Origin of the sequence: Kitasatospora sp. NPDC004615, from assembly GCF_042873545.1 — a bacterium.
In the GTDB taxonomy this organism is placed as follows: domain Bacteria; phylum Actinomycetota; class Actinomycetes; order Streptomycetales; family Streptomycetaceae; genus Kitasatospora.
This window is the reverse complement of the sequence record NZ_JBIALQ010000005.1, coordinates 211403-226640: the sequence shown is the minus strand read 5'-3', so window position 1 is coordinate 226640 and position 15238 is coordinate 211403. Positions and strand designations below refer to the sequence as shown.

Annotated in this window: 7 protein-coding genes and 3 pseudogenes; 5 read left to right on the top strand and 5 right to left on the bottom strand. The window is 72.2% G+C overall.

Going from position 1 to position 15238, the window contains the following annotated elements:
* Window positions 1-156 precede the first annotated feature (156 nt).
* Both ACFYS8_RS18905 and ACFYS8_RS18900 read left to right on the top strand, forming a co-directional pair.
* Window positions 157-2496, top strand: coding sequence for a heavy metal translocating P-type ATPase (locus ACFYS8_RS18905; RefSeq protein WP_387642632.1), 2340 nt, complete (start codon window positions 157-159; stop codon window positions 2494-2496).
* A 105-nt stretch (window positions 2497-2601) separates the two neighbouring features.
* Window positions 2602-3012: pseudogene (locus ACFYS8_RS18900) on the top strand (helix-turn-helix domain-containing protein); the annotation flags it as partial.
* 210 nt (window positions 3013-3222) lie between these two features.
* Here the strand turns inward: ACFYS8_RS18900 and ACFYS8_RS18895 are convergent.
* The 3 genes from ACFYS8_RS18895 to ACFYS8_RS18885 are packed head-to-tail and all read right to left on the bottom strand — an operon-like array spanning window position 3223 to window position 8545.
* Window positions 3223-3549, bottom strand: a complete 327-nt coding sequence (locus tag ACFYS8_RS18895) for a hypothetical protein (RefSeq protein WP_387642631.1) — start codon at window positions 3547-3549, stop codon at window positions 3223-3225.
* Window positions 3546-7673, bottom strand: a complete 4128-nt coding sequence (locus ACFYS8_RS18890) for an RHS repeat-associated core domain-containing protein (protein ID WP_387642630.1) — start codon at window positions 7671-7673, stop codon at window positions 3546-3548. The genes ACFYS8_RS18895 and ACFYS8_RS18890 overlap by 4 nt, the downstream gene beginning before the upstream one ends.
* The gene (locus ACFYS8_RS18885; protein ID WP_387642629.1) at window positions 7670-8545 is read right to left on the bottom strand and encodes a WXG100 family type VII secretion target; all 876 of its coding nucleotides are present in this window, start codon (window positions 8543-8545) and stop codon (window positions 7670-7672) included. Before ACFYS8_RS18885 ends, ACFYS8_RS18890 begins: the two co-directional genes overlap by 4 nt.
* A 178-nt stretch (window positions 8546-8723) precedes the next feature.
* Here ACFYS8_RS18885 and ACFYS8_RS18880 point away from each other — a divergent pair.
* A pseudogene (locus ACFYS8_RS18880) lies at window positions 8724-8866 on the top strand (flavodoxin family protein); the annotation flags it as partial.
* A 30-nt stretch (window positions 8867-8896) separates the two neighbouring features.
* Here ACFYS8_RS18880 and ACFYS8_RS18875 read toward each other — a convergent pair.
* Window positions 8897-9091: pseudogene (locus tag ACFYS8_RS18875) on the bottom strand (ATP-binding cassette domain-containing protein); the annotation flags it as partial.
* 123 nt (window positions 9092-9214) lie between these two features.
* Window positions 9215-10258, bottom strand: a complete 1044-nt coding sequence (locus tag ACFYS8_RS18870; RefSeq protein ID WP_387642628.1) for a substrate-binding domain-containing protein — start codon at window positions 10256-10258, stop codon at window positions 9215-9217.
* A 511-nt stretch (window positions 10259-10769) separates the two neighbouring features.
* On the opposite strand from ACFYS8_RS18870, the gene ACFYS8_RS18865 reads away from it, so the two are divergent.
* Entirely contained in the window at window positions 10770-13232 is a 2463-nt protein-coding gene (locus ACFYS8_RS18865; protein ID WP_387642627.1) for a ricin-type beta-trefoil lectin domain protein, read from the top strand.
* 449 nt (window positions 13233-13681) lie between these two features.
* A complete protein-coding gene (locus tag ACFYS8_RS18860) occupies window positions 13682-15202 on the top strand; it encodes a hypothetical protein (protein WP_387642626.1) in 1521 nt (506 codons plus the stop codon).
* Window positions 15203-15238 lie beyond the last annotated feature (36 nt).

The following is a 15238-nucleotide window of genomic DNA, read 5'->3' as shown; positions in this document are numbered from 1 at the left end:
GGAACACCAACACCCCGAACCTACCCCGCCCGGCCCACCCGCCCCAGGATCTCGGGATCTTGTGGCCCGGCCGCCCGGGCCGATCGGCCCCTGGCCGGACCGGGCGGAGCGAGGTGCACTGGAAGGGAAAACCGCAGGCCGACGGAGGAGACCCCCATGGCACCGCACACCGCGCCGAGCGAACAGGGCGGCGCCCGACAGCTGCTCAGCGGCGGCGGCATCGAACCCGTCCTGCTCGGCGCGGTCGCCGTCGCCACCGCCGTCGGCCTGATCGCCTGGGCCGCCGGCGCCCACGGCTTCGCCGACCAGTGCTGGATCGTCGCCACCGCCGCCGCCATCGCCCCCGCCCTGATGTGGGTTGTCCAGGCCCTGCGGCGCGGCCGGGCGGGCGTCGACCTGATCGCCGTCCTCGCCCTGGTCGGCACCCTCGCCACCGGCGAGTACCTGGCCGGCGCGCTGATCGCCCTGATGCTCTCCGGCGGCCGCTGGCTCGACGCAGCCGCCGAACGCCGCGCCACCCGCGACCTGCGCGAACTGCTCCGGCACGCCCCCCGCACCGCCCGTCGGCGCACCGGCGACACCACCGAGACCGTCCCGCTCGCCGACATCCGGATCGGCGACCGGCTGATCGTCGGCCCCGGCGAAACCGTCCCCGTGGACGGCCGGATCACCGGCAGCCGCGCCGTCCTCGACGAATCCGTGCTCACCGGCGAATCCGCCCAGGTCGCCCGCGCGGCCGGCGACCCCGTCCGCAGCGGCGCCGTCAACGCCGGCAGCGCCTTCGAGCTGCGCGCCACCGCCACCGAGGAACACAGCACCTACGCCGAAATCGTCCGCCTCACCCAGCAGGCCGGCGCCGAACGCGCCCCCGTCATCCGCCTCGCCGACCGCTACGCGGCCTGGTTCCTGCCGCTCGCCCTCGCCGCCGCCGGCCTGGCCTGGCTGATCTCCGGTGACGCGGTCCGCGCCGTCGCCGTCCTGGTCGTCGCCACCCCCTGCCCGCTGCTGCTCGCCGCACCCGTCGCCATCGTCTCCGGCATCTCGCGCGCCGCCCGCAAGGGCGTCGTGGTCCGCGACGGAGCCGCGCTGGAAACCCTCGGCCGGGCGCGCACCGTCTGCCTCGACAAGACCGGCACCCTCACCACCGGACGCCCCCGCGCCTTCGACATCGCCACCGCCCCCGGCCGCACCCCCGCCGAGGTCCTCGCGCTCGCCGCCGCCGTCGACCAGTACTCGCCGCACGTCCTCGCCGAAGCCATCATCGCCGCCGCCTCCGAACGCGGCCTCACCCTGCCCCCCGTCCACGACGTCACCGAGCAGCCCGGCCACGGCGCCCGCGCCACCCTCGCCGACGGCAGCACCGCCACCGTCGGCCAACGCGACACCTCGCAGCTGCCCGCCTGGGCCCGCGCCGCCGACAACCGCGCCGCGCTCGACGGCGCCGCCGTCGCCTGGGTCGCCGTCGACGACCGGCCGATCGGCGCCGTCCTGCTCCGCGACCCCGTCCGGCACGACGCCCCGCGCACCGTCCGCCGCCTGCGCGGAGCCGGCGTCACCCGGCTGGTCATGATCACCGGCGACCGCCCCGAACCCGCCCGCGAAATCGCCGCCGTGGTCGGCCTCGACGAGGTCCGCGCCCGTCAGTCGCCCACCGACAAGGTCGCCGCCGTCCGCGCCGAACGCGAACGCGCCGTCACCGTCATGGTCGGCGACGGCGTCAACGACGCCCCCGCGCTCGCCGCCGCCGACGTCGGCGTCGCCATGGGCGCCCGCGGCGCCAGCGCCTCCTCCGAAGCCGCCGACATCGTCCTCACCGCCGACCGCGTCGACCGCCTCGCCGACGCCGCCCAGATCGCCACCCGCTCCCGCCGGATCGCCGTCCAGTCCGCGCTCGGCGGCATGCTGCTCTCCCTCGTCGCCATGGGCTTCGCCGGATTCGGCCTGCTACCGCCCGCCGCCGGCGCCCTGCTCCAGGAACTCATCGACATCGCCGTCATCCTCAACGCCCTGCGCGCCCTGCGCCCCGGGCCCGGCGTCGGACCGGAGATCACCGCCGACACCGAAGAACTGGTCCGCCGCTTCGCCGCCGAACACGACGACCTGCGCGACGTCCTGGAAGCCGTCCGCGACGCCGCCGACCGGCTCACCGCCGCCGACCCCGGCTCCGCCGACGCCCTCGCCGCCGTCCGGCACGTCGACCACCTGCTCACCACCCGGCTCCTCCCGCACGAGGAGGCCGAGGAACACGAGCTCTACCCCGCCCTCGCCGACGCCCTCGGCGGCCCCGAAACCACCGCCACCATGAGCCGCACCCACACCGAGATCCACCGCCTCGCCCACCGCATCACCACCCACCTCACCCACGCCGAACCCACCGGCGCCCTCGCCCCCGAACAGCACGACGACCTGCGCGCCTGCCTCTACGGCCTGCACTCCGTCCTGCAACTGCACTTCGCGCAGGAGGAGGAGAACTACTTCTCACTGAGCGCCGCCTGACGGATTGTCCTCTTGTCGCTACGGCACGCCGGACCGTCCGTCGAACGGCGGACGGTCCCGGGCCGGCGCGCGGACGCATGGTGCGATGAGTGGCGCGACGCGCTGGTGCGCGTCAGCCTCGCCGAACTGGACTTCGGCGGGCTGAGCAAACGCCTGCGTGACCTTCTCCAGCTTCACCAGGACGAGCTTGCGGACATCACCGGGTTGACGCAGGGCTACGTGTCCCGGCTGGAGTCGGGGCAGGTGCGGCTGACACACATCGACCGGATCGTCGAGGTGCTCACCAGCATCGGGGTCCGCGCCCGCTGGATCAACGACGGCAGCGACCTCGAACTGGAACCGCCGGCCGAGCTGGACCTCGACGCGATGGACTTGGAAGCCGCGCGCCGCACGCGCAGCATCATCATGTTCCTCCGCCCGCTGATGCACCGCTTCGACCGGTTCAAGCTGCCCTACGCCGGCGGCTGCGACCTCGGCACCCGGACGGTGGAGCCGCACATGGCGGCGCTGCGACGGTGCTCGCGGCCGAGGGCACCTCGGTGCTGCGGAACGTGTACGTGATCAACCGGGGGTACGAGGACCTGGCAATGCGTCTGAACTCCCTGGGCGCGCAGATCGAGACGTTCTACGACGTCTAAATCGGCTCCTGTGCGAGGCCGGCACCTGCCGGCCGGCCTCACGGGGCGGCTCCTGTGGTAGCAGCCGCCCCGGCGAAGGGATTTGCGGCTACGGTTCCCGGGGCAGTGTCCAGGCCGGGGAGTCGGCGGGCGGCGGCGGGACGATCTGCCAGGTGCTGCGGTCGGGGTTGTCCTCCCAGTACGGCACCGACGTGCCGTCGTTCTTGCCGTTGTCGTAGTAGAGGCCGTAGGCCCAGTAGTCGGCGTCCTCGTGGCACATCAGGTCGGGGTAGGGATCGAACTTCTCGTTTCCCCAGGCGCGGTTCACCCGGGCCACGGCCTCGGCCCGGGAGATGCCGAAGCTCTGGAGCACGTCGGCGATCTGGGAGAAGAACTCCATCATCCCCTCGTCCGCCTCCATGAGGAACTCGCTCATCGTCGGTGCCTTCCTGCGTAGCCGTTGGACAGCAGGTCGACGCCCGGCTGCTGGTAGAACGCTATCTGATGGCCGCTCAGCCGCATCGGGGTGTTGTTGTCCCGCTGCCACGGGACGAGGTTGAGCAGCATCTTGCCCTCGACGTTGTCGTGGTTGTGCATCCGGTTGCCGTAGCGGTCGTTGCGGTGGTGGGCGATGAAGTCGGCCAGCTCCTGATCGTTGTTGAAGCGCTTCCCGTTCAGCGTCTCCAACTCCGAGCGGGAGACCTGGAAGTGCATGACGGCCGGGCCGCCCTGGTCCGGGTACCGCATGTGCTGCTTGCGGGCCCAGTCGTGGGCCTGTTTGGGGTCGTCGGTCACGTAGAAGCCGCCGTGGCCGAAGTCCATCGGGCGGGGACTGTGCTGAGGGTTGATGCCGTTCTGCTCGACGCCGGTGGCACCCTTGTGGGTGGTGCCGTGGTACAGGTCGATCAGGTCCGGGTCGAGGCCCAGCGGGTCGGAGATCCGGCGCGGGTCGGAAACGTAGCCGTACGGGTTCGGGCCGCCGGCGAGGCCGAGCGGGTCGGAGCTGAGGTAGTGGGCGGTCGCCGGGTCGTAGTACCGGAAGACGTTGTAGTGCAGGCCGGTCTCGGCGTCGTGGTACTGCCCGGGGAAGCGCAGCGGGCAGTCGACGTTCTCGATCGCGCCGGGTAGCGGGCGGCCCCACAGCGTGGTGCGCTGCTGCCAGGCCACGGCGCCGTGCTCGTCGACCAGTTCGGTCGGGGAGCCGACCAGGTCGGTGACGATGGCGTGGAAGCGGCGGTCGATCTCGTGCTGCGGGGCGTCCGCGGCGGGCAGCAGCCAGTCGGCCTGGGTGAGCGGGCGCTGCCCCGTGAGGGTCCACTCCCAGGCGGTGACCTGCTGCCCGGGCCGGTCGGCGCGGGTCCGGACCTGTTCGACCAGCCGTTCGTTGGCCCAGGTGAACAGCGTCTCGTCGAGCACGGTAGCCCGGTCGGCGGCCAGCAACTGTTTCGCCCGCCGCCGACCGAAGGCGTCGTAGCGGTACCGGGCGAGCGAGCCGTCGGGGAGGGCGACCGAGATGAGCTGGTCGTGCGAGTCCCAGGTGTACTGCCAGGTGAGTTCGCCACCGGAGAGCAGCCGCCGCGTGCGGCGCACCAGCCGGCCCTGGGCGTCGTACTCGTACGAGGTGCGCCCGGCCTGCCTCGGCCGGCCGCCGCTCACCGTGAGATCGCCGGACTCGTCGCCTGCGCCCGGCAGTTGGAGGCCGATCAGCTCGCCGGCCGGGTCGTAGAGGTAGCCCTCGCGCCAGTTCGCGCCGGTCAGCTCGGTGACCCGGTGCTGGCCGTCGAAGCCGGTGGTCCGGGCGCCGAGCAGGTGGTCGGTGGTCTCGGCGAGCGCGCCGCCGGGGCGGAAGGCGTAGCTCTGACCGCTCACCAACCGGCCATCCGCGCCGACCTGTTGGCCGGTGAGCCGGTCCATGGTGTCGTAGCTGCGGTCGAACACCACTCTGCCGAACTCGCGCCGTATTTCCCGCCCGGCCCGGTCGTAGTGGAAGCGCAGTGCGCCGCCCGTCCCGGTCAGTGTCTCGGGCAGGCCGATCGGTGTGTACGTCCAGTGCGACTCGGCGCCGGCGGGGGTGCGCAGGCCGGTGCGGCGGCCGAGCAGGTCGTACGAGAAGGTGCTGACCCGGCCCTCGCACTCCTCGGCGATCAGCCGCCCGGTCGGGTCGTAGCGGCGGCTCAGCCCGGTGGTCCCGTCGCCGACGGTCAGCACCCGGCCCGCGCCGTCGTAGGTGTACCGGGTGACCCGGTCGTCGGCGTGCATTTCGACGGTGCGGTCCTGGGCGTCGCGGACGTACTCGACGCGCTGCCCGGCGGCGTTGGTGCGGGCGGTCAGGACGCCGGTCAGGTCCCGCTCGTAGCGGACGGTGCGGCCGGCGAAGTCAGTCTCCTCGATCACGCCGCCGGTGGGGTCGTGCCGGTACGTCCAGCGGTCGCCGACCGGGTTGGTGACGGCGGTGAGCCGCAACTGGCCGTCGTACTCGAAGCTGTAGCGCTCGCCGCCGGGGCCGGTGCGGGCGGTGAGCTTGCCGAACGGGCCGTACTCGGCGCGGGTGACGCCGCCGGCCGGGTCGCGGTACGCGATCACCCGGCCCTGTGCGTCGTGGGTCCATTCGTGCCGGCCGCCGTCCGGGTCCTGCCGCCAGGCCGGGCGGCCCTCCAGGGTCCAGCCGAAGGAGGTGGTGTTCCCGAGCGCGTCGGTGACGGTGTTGAGCCGCCCGAACGCGTCGCGGGTGCTGTGGCTGGCAGCCCCGGTGGAGTCGGTCAGCGAGGTGGTCAGGCCCGCCGCGTCGAAGGTCACCCGGCTGGTGTTGCCGAGCGCGTCGGTCACCGCGACGGGCCGGCCGCGCTCGTCGAAGGAGTACGCGGTCCGGGCGCCCATCGGGTCGACGGTGGCGACGGTGTTGCCGTGCTCGTCGTACTCGTAGCGCCACCGGGCGCCGTCCATCGCGGTCAGCTCGGTGACCTGGTGCCGCTCGTTGTAGCGCGCGCTACTGGTGGTGCCGTCGGGCAGGGTGGAGACTTCGAGGTTGCCGGCCTCGTCGTAGCTGAAGCTGGTGGTGCGGCCGAGCGGGTCGGTGCGCGACAGCAGGCTGCCGTACCGGTCCCACTGGAACGTGGCGACCGCGCCGTGCGGGGAGGTCTCGCGTTCGAGCCGGCCCGCCTCGTCGAACTGGTAGACGGTCCGGTTGCCGACCGCGTCGGTCATCGTGGTGACGCGCTGCTCGTCGTCGTAGCTGAACACCGCGTCCAGGTAGCCGCCGTCGCCGCGGGTCTGGACGCAGCGCCCGGCCCGGTCGTAGACGTACCGGTAGTGGTAGCCGACCCGGTCGGTCCAGCCGGTGAGCCGGCCGGAGCCGTCGTAGGTGAGGCTCGTGGCGAGCCGGGAGGAGTCGGTGACGGTCGCCAGCCGGCCGTTGCCGTCGTAGCCGTACCGGACCAGTTCGACCGGCTCGCCCGCGACCCCTTCGCGGGGCAGCAGGGAAAGCGCGGTGATCCGAGGGCCCTCGGTGGTCACGCCGATCCGGTAGCCGCCGCTGTGCCGCACCTCGACCGGGACACCGCCGCTGCCGTACACCACTTCCACCCGGTGCCCGTTGCGGTCGGTGAGGGCGCGCAGCGGCAGTTGCAGGGTGCCGGCCGCCCGGGCGTGCGGGCCCGGGCCGCCCGCGGGCTCGGCGAAGTGTCGGGTCAGTCCGCTGTGCGGGTCGGTGATCCGTATCTCGCCACCTGGGGTGCTGTCCCAGTGCAGCGGCCAGCGCGGCCCCTCGACCGGCAGGACGGCGCCGCCCGGCTCGGGCACCGGGTAGCTCAGCAGCATGCCGTCCTCGGCGGCGAACAGTACGCCCTCTCCGTCGAGTTCGATCCGCTGGTCCAGCGTGGACGCCCAACTCGGGCCGTACCAGCCGCCGAGCCGGTAGCTGGACAGGTGGGTGCGGGAAAGTACGAGCGGCAGCGCGGCGTCGAGGCCGACGTCGGTCTGCGGGAACAGCACGTCGCCCGTAGCGATGTCCACCGGGTCGCTCTTGGCCGGACGGGTCGTCAGGGGCTTGCCCTGCACCTTGGGCTTGGTGTTGTTGAGCCGCATGGGCGGAGGCCCGGGCCTCGGCCCGGGCTTGGGCGGACCAGGCTTGGGCGGGCCCGGCTTGGGCGGGCCCGGCTTGGGTGCGTTGGTACCGTTGCCGCCGCCCAGCACGGAGGCGTAGCTCGGCTTGCCGCCGCCCGGGCCCTTCGGGGTGGTCTTCCCGCCCGCGATGCTGCTCAGAGTCCGGGTCAGTTCCTGCTCGTGGGCCCGGTGGTTGGCGCTCGTCTTCTTCAGACCGGTGCCGACGTCGTTCAGGTGCTTGCCGAGCGTCCGCTGTCCCTTGGTGATGCTCTCGATCAGCTGCTCGACGCCCGTTTCCGCGGCGCGCGCCAAGCCGCCGCGGCCCTTGGTGCGGCCGAAGTGGTGCCGGGCCCGCCCGAGATGGGTGTCGCCGGAGGAGAGGAGCTTGGAGGACCCGGCCTTGAAGTGCTCGGCGAGTTTCTCCGTCTCCTCGTGGTTGTGCTGGAAACCGTCGCTCATGCCGTCGCCCCCGTACCGCGGTTGATCCCGACCTGTCCCAGCGAGTCGTCCACGCCGTCCTTGAAGCCCTGCTGACCCGCCTGGCCGACCCGGCCGAGGTCGACGCCGTCGCCGATGCCGAGAGCCTCCTCGCCGAGCTGCAGCACCAGTTCGCCCGCCATGCTGCCGAGCGCGCTGACGATCGGCCCGGTGGCCACGGACATCAACTGGTCGATGATCTGCTTCTCGGCCTCCTTGAGCAGCCGGCGGACGATCACCCGGGTGGCCTGTGTGGCACCGATCGCGCCCGCCTCGGAGAGTCCGAAGGTGAACGGCGCGGCGGCCTGAGCGGCAATCACTTCGGTAGCCAGGACGACCAGTTGGACGATGGCCGCGACCTTCGCCCCGGTGATCACCACCGCGACACCGTCCAGCACCGTGCCCACCAACCGGCAGCCCTCGGCGAGTTGGTGAATGTGCGTGCCGTTGACCTTCCCCCAGTGCGCCTGGAAGGCGTCCACGGCAGCGCCCGCGTTCTCCCCGGCCATCTGCTCGACGGCCTGCTGCAGGTCCGTCCGGTGATCGTCAATCTCGCTCGCGAACTGCCGTACAGCATCGGCCATTTCGCGGTAGTCGTCCTCATCGACGTTCGGCCAGTCGATCCCGATCAGATCGAGGACCCACGCCAGTTCGTCGGGCAGTACGACGCCCATCGACACCCCCAATGTCGGTAGAACTTCCGCTGACCATAACCGACCGGACCTTGAGACGGACATGTCGCCCCAACGGTTCCCGATTCGCACAGCGGTGCCGCGGCTCGTGATCCGGGCTGCTGCCAGCGGACGGATGCATACGGCCAGCACGCATTCCCGCCGCCGCTCGGCACGACTCACTGGCGTCCTCCCGCCGATGCCGCCCACCGTGACGCCGGCGTTCGGCCAGGGCGACACCCTGTGCGACATGTCGCCGCCCGTCGACGGCCGACAGACCGGCACCTACACCTTCCGTGGCCACCGCATTGAGGTGCGCACCCCCATCGACGGCGAGGTGTTCTTCCCGACCGACGTGGGCCGCAACACCACGTTCATGACGTGGAACCAGCTGCACCTGGCGAGGATGCTCAAGGACGCGGGCGGCATCCGGCGCACGGCAACCAGCGCTCCGAGTGGGACGCCGGCTGCCGCTTCGACTTCGAGAACCCCGAGCACCGCTGAACCGTCGGTTTTCAAAGAGGGGCCCTCGCTGGGCCGGTGATCGCCCGTCAGGATGCGCAGCAGGGTGGACTTTCCGGCGCCGTTCTCGCCCATCAGGGCGGTGACCCGGCCGGGCGGGAAGTCCAGGTCGATGCCGTTCAGCGCCTGGACGGCGCCGAAGTTCTTGCCGATGTTCTCGGCGGTCAGGCCGGCGGGTGCGGCGGGCGAGCGGCTGGGTGTGGTCATCGTGGCCTCAACTGGCGTTGCGGAGCGGGCAGTTCCAAGTGCGGGGCGCCCCTGCGGGCAGCGTGGTACGGGCCGGTGCGGCGCCGGGTGCGGAGGTCGGCCGCGCCGGCCCGGGCCGGGGGGTCAGCCGCAGGAGACGCCGGCGGTCTGCCAGGTGGCGGCGTCGACCATCTTGGTCGGGGCGAACGCCTCGGCGGGGAAGTCCTTGCCGTTCTTGAGCTTGTCGTACATGGTCTGGACGGCGAGGGCGCCGACGTCCTTGCCATTGATGAAGAGCGCGGCCTTCATGCCGGACGGCTTGCCGGACTTCCAGTCCTTGCAGGCGAGGTAGGCGCCGAGGCCGACGCCGTCGATGTCGTCGGGGCTGACGTTGGCGTTCTGCAGGGCGGTGACGGCGCCCTGGACGTTCTCGTCGTTGCAGCCCCAGACCACCCAGTGCTTGACGCCGGGGTTGGCGGTGACGGTGGCGGCGACCTTGTCCTGGGCGCCGGTAGGAGTGTTGTCGGTGGCGACGTCGATGTTCTGGACGCCCTGGACGGTCGAGTTGAAGGCGGCCTTGGCGGCCTTGACCCGGTCGCCGCAGACGGTGACGTCCTGCTTCCAGGCGGAGATGATCCGGGTGTCGGCCGGGTTCCAGCCGGCCTTCCGGTACTCCTCGGCGGCGCGCTTGCCGACCTCGCCGCCCATCTGCTCGCCGGAGAAGCCGATCCGCGGCACCAGCTGGTCCTTGCCGCAGGAGGCCGGGGCGGGGCCGGTGGTGCAGATCTGGTCGTCGGAGGTGAGCAGCGCGACCTTGCCGTCCTTGGCGGTCTGCACGACCTGCGGGCCGACCGCCGGGTCCGGGACGACGACGATCAGGCCGTTGCTCTTCTGCGCGATCGCGGCCTGCACCTCGCTGACGGTCTTGTTGGCGTCGTTGCCGAGGTTGACCACCTTCAGGTCGACCCCGAGCTCGGCGGCCTTCGCCTTCGCGCCGCCCGCCTCACCGACGAAGTACTCCTGGTCGCCCTGCTTCTGCAGGTAGGTGATCGAGACCTTCCCGCTGACCGGGGCGATCGGGGCGGCTCCGGAGGTCGACTCCTGGCCGGTGGAGCAGGCGGTGAGGCCGAGGGCGGCGGTGATGCCGAGCGAGGTGAAGGCGAGCAGGCGGGAACGGGCGGGGGACATGGAGCGGCTCCTGGGTGGCTGAGGGAGGCCGACCGGATGCAACACAACCGATCAGAGTTCACCACTTTCAAACGTGGTGAATCACAGGAAAACCATCGGTTCACCCGCCCGTCAAGAGGCCGCAATCGTTCGAATCGCGGGCGATATCCATCCGTTACAGAGTGGCCTCGCAGAAGTCTCCGGACAATTCACTACCTACGAAATAAGGATCTTTTTACTGAGTACCCGGATCCTTTCCTCGAAGGGTGGATGCGCAGCTCAGCGCCCATCTAGGGTAGAAGGAACCGCATCGCGCGCCCGCGCGCACGGGCGCGCCCGGAGTAATCCGCTCCGCTCCGCGGGGTGCCGCCTCCAGGCTCAGGACGATTCCACCGGATGCCGATCCGGCCGAGCCCGGGAGTTGTCCGGAAATATCCGCAGAGCACCTCGTTGACCGACGCCGACCACCGCCCTACTGTTCGGTTCTGCTCGACTCCGTTTGTTTGTGAGTACTCACGAAGGGCACCCACCCATGCGCGGATCCCCCCACGTCCTGGCCGTCTCCCGACGCGCACTCAGAAGGGCGGCCGTCGCCGCCTCCCTCCTGCTGTCCGGCGCGCTCGTCGCGGCCCAGGCAACCGCCCCCGCCCTCGCCGCCCCGGCCCCCGCCCCCGGAACGTCGATCACCGTGGACGGCGGCAAGTCCGGCCGGGTCTTCGACGGCATCGGCGCCGCCTCCGGCGGCGGCGGCAACTCCCGCCTGCTGATCGACTACCCCGAGCCGCAGCGCAGCCAGCTCCTCGACTACCTCTTCAAGCCCGGGTACGGCGCCTCCCTCCAGTCGCTGAAGATCGAGATCGGCGGCGACACCAACTCCACCGACGGCGCGGAGCCCAGCTACCAGCACACCCGGGGCGCGGTCGACTGCAACCAGGGCTACGAGTGGTGGCTGGCCGAGCAGGCCAAGGCCCGCAACCCCGACATCAAGCTCTACGGCCTGGCCTGGGGCGCGCCCGGCTGGATCGGCGTCGACGACCCCGCCAACCCCGCGCCCGGCAAGCCGTACTTCTGGTCCCAGGACATGGTCGACTACCTGATGGGCTGGTTCGGCTGCGCCGCGCAGCACCACCTGCCGATCGACTACCTCGGCGGCTGGAACGAGCGCGAGTACGACGCCGCCTGGTACAAGAAGCTCAAGGCCGCGCTGCTCGCCAACGGCCACGCCGGCACCAAGGTGGTCGGCGCGGACAGCTACGACTGGAACCTCGCCACCGCGATGGCCGCCGACCCGGCGCTGAACTCCGCGATCGACGTCATCGGCATGCACTACCCGTGCGGCTATCTGGGTTCGATGTCCACCTGCAACAGCACGGCGGCCGCACAGTCCCTGGGCAAGCCGATCTGGGCCAGCGAGAGCGGCTCGCAGGACTACAACGCCGGAGCCCCGGCGGTGGCGCGCGCGATCAACCGCGACTACATCGACGGCCGGATGACCTCCTTCATGAACTGGCCGGTCGTCGCCGCGCTCTACCAGAACCTGTTCTTCTCCACCGACGGCCTGTCACTGGCGGCGCAGCCCTGGTCCGGCAACTACTCGGTCGGCCAGACCACTTGGGCCACCGCACACACCACCCAGTTCGCCAAGCCGGGATGGACGTACCTCGATCCGGCCAGCGGCTACCTCGGCGGCAACCGGGCCAACGGCAGCTACGTCACCCTGAAGTCACCGAACGGCGCCGACTACTCCACCGTGCTCGAGACCATGGACGCCACCGCCGCGCAGACCGTCGCCCTCACGGTCACCGGCGGCCTGTCCACCGGCCGGGTGCACGTGTGGTCGACCGACCTGTCGACCACCGACACCTCCGACGACTTCGTCCAGCAGAAGGACGTCCTCCCCTCCCACGGGACGTACACCCTCACCCTGCAGCCCGGCCACATCTACACCGTGACCACCACCACCGGCCAGGGCAAGGGCACCGCCACCGCGCCGGCGGCCGCACCACTGAACCTGCCCTACACGGACGACTTCGACCGGCCGGCCGCGACCACCTCGCCGAAGTACTTCTCCGACATGAACGGCGCCTTCCGGACCGGCCCCTGCGGCGGCGGCCGCACCGGGGCGTGCCTGCGCCAGATGGCCCCCGTCTCGCCGATCCGCTGGACCGACGAGTCGAACAACATGCCTTACACCATCGCGGGCGACAGCAGCTGGGTGAACTACACGGTCGGTGCCGACACCCTGTTCGAGCAGCCGGGCTCGACCGAGGTACTCGGCCGGGTCAACCAGCAGGGCCGCAACAACGGCGGGCTGAACGCCTACCACCTGCGGCTCGGCGACACCGGCGACTGGGCGATCCTGCGCAGCGACCTGTCGTGGAACCTCACCACCCTGGCCTCCGGCACCGTCCCCGCACCCGGCCTGAACACCTGGCACCACCTCGCCCTCACCATGCAGGGCTCGACGCTGACCGCCGCGATCGACGGGCAGACCGTCGGCACCGCCACCGACCACGCGTTCACCTCCGGTATGGCCGGCCTGGCCGTGACCGGCTACCAGACCCAGCAGTTCGACTCCTTCGCCCTCACCCCCGGCACCGGCGGCGGCTCCTTCACCGGCCCGGTCACCTCCGGCGTCACCGGCAAGTGCCTCGACGCCGCCGACGGCTCCACGACCGACGGCACCAAGGCCGTGATCCGGACCTGCGACACCGCCGACCCGGCCCAGACCTGGACCTGGGACAACGGCCGGCTCCTGTTCGGCGGCAAGTGCCTGGACGTGGTCGGCCAGGGCACCGCGCCCGGCACCCCGGTCGACCTGTGGACCTGCCACGGCGGCACCAATCAGCAGTGGACCCCGCAGCCCGACGGCAGCCTCAAGGGCGTCCAGTCCGCCCTGTGCCTGGACGACCCCGCCGCCAGCACCACCGACGGCACCCAACTGATCGTCTGGACCTGCAACGGTGGCGCCAACCAGCGCTGGAACCTGCCGTAATCCTCGTCGTGGGGGGGGCCCCCCCGCGGGGGGCCCCCCCCCCCGCCGCGGGGGGCCCGCCGCCCCCCCCGCGGGGGGGGGCGGGGGGGGGGGCGCCGGCCCCCCCGGGGGGGCCGGGCGCCCCCCCCCCCCCCCCCCCCCACATGTCTGTCGGTGTCCCCGGCCGGGGGCGGCCCCCCCGGGGGGCCCCCGGGGGGGGCGCCGGGGGGGGCCCCCCCCCCGCGGGCCCCCCCCCACGACACCGGGCATGGCGCTGCACAGGACGAAAGACGAGGTTCTGTCCGACGGCCGTCAACCGGCCGCCGAGTGCCCGACGCGCCCCCGACGTCACCCCGGCCCGCTGACAGGCAGGCGGCCGGCTGGAAGCGGTCGTGGGCGGCGGGACCCGCGGTGACAGGCGAGTTGATAATGGGCTGACGAACCGTCCGGCGTCTGCGACGATCAGCCCCGTGGCCCTGCGCATCGACCGTGTTCTCGCCGACCGTCCGTTCGCCGAGGTCGGCACGCCTCGGGTGGCGGTGGTGGACGAGCGGCGCGGCCTGCTCGCGGTGGCCGGCTACGTCCGGCGTGGTCGGCCCGCGCCCATGGCTGTGTACCGCACCTCCGATCTGACGTGCGTCGCGGTGCTGCGCTCGCGGTTTCCCGTCAACGCGCTGGCGTTCCATCCGGAGCTGCCGCTGCTCGCGGTCGGCACCGGCGAGTACGACGGCGGGCTTCTCAACAGGGGTGAACTCCTGTTGCTGGACCTCGAATCCGGGTCGGCCGTGTCGGCGTTCCGCGATCCGAACGGGCGCACCGTGCGCGAGGTGGAGTGGTTGGACGGGCAGTCGTTGCGCCTGTACCTGGAGCCGGTCATGAAGGATTCGTGGGTACCGCAGGTGGAGCACCTGGTGGACCTCCACCGGACCGATTGGCGCGCCTTGGAGCCGCGTTCGGTGCGCGGTGCGGAACTGGGCAATTCGAGGACCCGCCCGTTGGCGGCGCACCGGCCACCGGACCCGGCGGCGCTGCTCGATCGGTACGGCCCCGGGCGCGACCTCAGGAGCCTTGTCCATGAGGTCGAACTGCTGGACGACGGACGGCTGTTGGCCTCCTTGGACGGCGTGTTGCTGGAGTGCCGGCTGCCGTCCGGCGAGCTGTCCTGGTCGGTCCCGGTGATCGCCTGCGGCGGCATGCAGCTCGCGGTGGCGCCCGACCAGCGGTCGGCGTGGGTGCATGCCGGTCCGTGGCACGTGTCGGGTGTTCCTGATTCGGTCAGCCGAATCGACCTGTCGAACGGCACCCGGACCGCCCGGGTGCGGCTGTCCGCCCCGGCCGGCCTGCACCTCGGCCCCGACGGGCTCCCGGTCCTCGTTCCGCGCGGCGGCCTCCGGGTCCGGCGCGGTGGCGGGACGCTCACCACCACTTTCCGCGCACCTGAGGGCCCCGGCCGGGAGAGCGAGCGGTGGGTGGGCGCGACGGCCCCTGTCCCGCTGCCCGGCGCGGAGGAACCGTTCGTCCCGGGGTCACCTCCGGTCGGTGAACCGGGGAGGTTGCTCGAGCCGGTCTGGGCCCCGCCGCACCCGCTGTTCCCGCTCGCCCTCGCACCCGGCGAGGACCACGACGGCGGCCCGGGCGTGGAACTCCCCGGCGGCGATCTGCTGCAGGCCGGCGCGCGGTGGCGCCGGGAAGGACGCCGCCCCGGCGACTGCTACGTGGCACGCCGCGACCCGGCCGACGGTGCCACGCGCTGGGTGTTCCGCACCGATCGACCGGCCGTCGTCCTCGACACCGACGACACGGCCGCGTACGCCGGCTACGAGAACGGCGATCTGCTGGCGCTCTCGCTGGCCGACGGCACCCTGCGCGAGTGGGTCCGCCTCACCCTGCGCGGGGCCCCGCTGGTGCCGACAGCCCTCACCGTCACCGCGCCCGGCCGACTGCTGGTCGGCACCGAGTGCGGCCGCCTGCTCGACTGCACCCTCGCCTGACGCACGCCGACCTGTACTTCGGTCCCCGGCCCGGTC

Excerpts from the sequence above, each read along its gene's own strand:
- ACFYS8_RS18895 (WP_387642631.1), bottom strand. The coding sequence starts at position 3,549 with ATGAGCGAGTTCCTCATGGAGGCGGACGAGGGGATGATGGAGTTCTTC.
- ACFYS8_RS18870 (WP_387642628.1), bottom strand. The coding sequence starts at position 10,258 with ATGTCCCCCGCCCGTTCCCGCCTGCTCGCCTTCACCTCGCTCGGCATC.
- ACFYS8_RS18890 (WP_387642630.1), bottom strand. The coding sequence starts at position 7,673 with ATGAGCGACGGTTTCCAGCACAACCACGAGGAGACGGAGAAACTCGCC.
- ACFYS8_RS18865 (WP_387642627.1), top strand. The coding sequence starts at position 10,770 with ATGCGCGGATCCCCCCACGTCCTGGCCGTCTCCCGACGCGCACTCAGA.
- ACFYS8_RS18905 (WP_387642632.1), top strand. The coding sequence starts at position 157 with ATGGCACCGCACACCGCGCCGAGCGAACAGGGCGGCGCCCGACAGCTG.